The sequence below is a fragment of the Shinella granuli genome, assembly GCF_004341885.1.
Lineage (GTDB): Bacteria > Pseudomonadota > Alphaproteobacteria > Rhizobiales > Rhizobiaceae > Shinella > Shinella granuli.
This window is the reverse complement of sequence record NZ_SLVX01000086.1, coordinates 1-2169: the sequence shown is the minus strand read 5'-3', so window position 1 is coordinate 2169 and position 2169 is coordinate 1. Positions and strand designations below refer to the sequence as shown.

The window sequence follows — 2169 nt, the reverse complement described above, 5'->3', positions numbered from 1 at the left end:
AGCGCCACCTGGCGTGAGATCGCGTTGCCGATCCAAGCCTGAAATTCAGGACAAAGAAATGATTGCGTCCTACGTTAGGTTAAGGCGACGCCACCCTACCGTTCACGCGCTGAAGCTCGCCAGGACGTGTTCGACTACATCGAAATGTTCTACAACCCGAAACGCAAGCACGTCAGAAACGGGATGCTGTCGCCCGTCGAGTTCGAGAAGCAGCAGAGAACCTAACCCGAGGGTGTCTACAAAACTCGGGGCTATTCACAGTGGATAATTGCGCGCTCCGAAAATGTTTGCGACAAGCCCCTGCGAGTTCTGTCACCGCTTTTGAGGAGAAAGCGGGTTTTCGGGTGGAAAGCCTTTTGGTGGCCAAAAACACTTTTCCAGCCGGGCCAGGATCGTCGCCCACGGCCGTCAGCAGAGCGGCGTCGCGCAATGCGGGCTCATCCTCGCTGCGACCCATCAGCCGGACCGCGGCGGCGGCGCATTTCAGGGCCTGGCGCGCGCCAGCAGCCGGCCCAGACCGGTGCGGAGCGGACAAGATCATCGAGCGATTTCAACGCGATGCCGGCTGCAAAAGCAGCCGCAAGCGCGTCCGGCTCGCGGCCCCGCGGCAGGGTCCTGCCGGGCAAGGCGGCCGGGAGTACCGGCGAGGCGACAAGAGGGGTGACGGGCGAATCCATGGCCGCCATCCTATAATGGGCGCGCGGTTTATGCTATAGATTGTGACACAAACCGCACGGCTTGTCTTTCATTTTTTATGTCCAATAACCTTCCATTATTGGACGTAGAATGATAGCCTCCCCAACCATGGAAAATCCTCCGGCAAAACCGCCCGAAATCGACGAAATCCCCTCCCCCGGCCCGCGCGACCTCGTTGGATCGGCAGCCGCGTCCCCGCCGGCGGCGCGGCTGGAAGCGCTCGTTGCGACCGCGACGGCCTATGCCAACGCCGCCAGCTCGGAAAACACCCGCGACGCCTACGCCAAGGACTGGCGGCATTTCACCGCCTGGTGCCGCCGCGAAGGCTTCGACCCGACGCCGCCGTCGAGCCAGGTCATCGGCCTCTACATCGGCGCGTGTGCCGCCGGCGGCCCGGAACACGGTGCCCCTCCCCTCTCGGTCGCGACGATCGAACGCCGCCTTTCCGGTCTCGCCTGGAACTTTACCCAGCGAGGCATGCCGATGGATCGCGCCGACCGGCATGTCGCGACTGTGCTCGCCGGCATTCGCCGAAAGCATGGAAAGCCGCCGCGGCAGAAGGAGGCCGTGCTCGGCGATGACATCAAGGCAATGGTTGACACGCTCGGCCACGATCTGCGCGGGCTGCGCGACCGCGCCATCCTCCTCCTCGGCTTCGCCGGCGGCCTTCGGCGCTCGGAGATCGTCGGTCTTGATATCGTCCGCGACGATCAGAGCGACGGCCATGGCTGGATCGAGATCTTTCCGGACCAGGGCGTCCTCGTCACGTTGCGCGGCAAGACGGGCTGGCGTGAGGTCGAGGTTGCTCGCGGCGCCGCCGACAACACCTGCCCCGTTGCAGCGCTTGAACGCTGGATCCGCTTCGGCAAGATTGCGCGCGGCCCCCTCTTCCGGCGCATCCTCAAGGACAACAAGACCGTTGACGTCGAGCGGCTCTCGGGCAAGCATGTCGCCCGCCTGGTTAAGCAGACGGCCTTAGCCGCCGGCATCCGCGCCGATCTTCCCGATGGCGAGCGCGTGGTCCTGTTCGCCGGCCACTCGCTGCGCGCCGGTCTCGCCTCGTCGGCCGAGATCGAGGAGCGTTACGTGCAGAAGCAGTTGGGCCATGCCTCGGCGGAGATGACGCGCAAATACCAGCGCCGGCGCGACAGGTTCCGCACCAACCTCACCAAGGCGTCGGGGCTTTGATCGGCCGTCCTCCGCTGAACGGGCCCTCCCCTGCTGTCAGACGGTCTCTTTCGGCAGCGTATCTTCAAACCGCTCATGCTGCGGACCGTCGACAACAACGGCATTGATGTTCTCACAGGACCTGACCTGAAGACGCAGCGGGATGTTGTTGCCGGCCCCAATCTGGTTCATCAGCCAGCCGATGCAGTGAGGCGTCACGACACGAAAGTGTTGAATCTGTCCGACTTTTGAGAACGTATGGTGATCACGCTGCGAGGATGGATGTTTCGCGCCGTAGCGGCCTGA

The 2169-nt window shown here is 63.7% G+C and carries 2 protein-coding genes and 2 pseudogenes; 2 read left to right on the top strand and 2 right to left on the bottom strand.

What is annotated here, in order from left to right:
- Window positions 1-96: 96 nt before the first annotated feature.
- Window positions 97-225: pseudogene (locus EV665_RS32050) on the top strand (IS3 family transposase); the annotation flags it as partial.
- Here the strand turns inward: EV665_RS32050 and EV665_RS32045 are convergent.
- Window positions 173-677 (bottom strand): annotated as a pseudogene (locus tag EV665_RS32045) (DUF1403 family protein). The pseudogenes EV665_RS32050 and EV665_RS32045 sit on opposite strands and share 53 nt — an antisense overlap.
- A gap of 127 nt (window positions 678-804) precedes the next feature.
- Here EV665_RS32045 and EV665_RS32040 point away from each other — a divergent pair.
- Window positions 805-1884: a tyrosine-type recombinase/integrase gene (locus EV665_RS32040; protein WP_133037271.1), complete on the top strand. Its 1080-nt coding sequence runs from the start codon at window positions 805-807 to the stop codon at window positions 1882-1884.
- A gap of 36 nt (window positions 1885-1920) precedes the next feature.
- Here EV665_RS32040 and EV665_RS32580 read toward each other — a convergent pair.
- On the bottom strand, window positions 1921-2169 hold a 249-nt coding region (locus EV665_RS32580; RefSeq protein WP_162853242.1), incomplete at its 5' end, for a hypothetical protein.

Coding starts and splice junctions, on each gene's coding strand:
- EV665_RS32040 (WP_133037271.1), top strand. CDS start 805: ATGGAAAATCCTCCGGCAAAACCGCCCGAAATCGACGAAATCCCCTCC.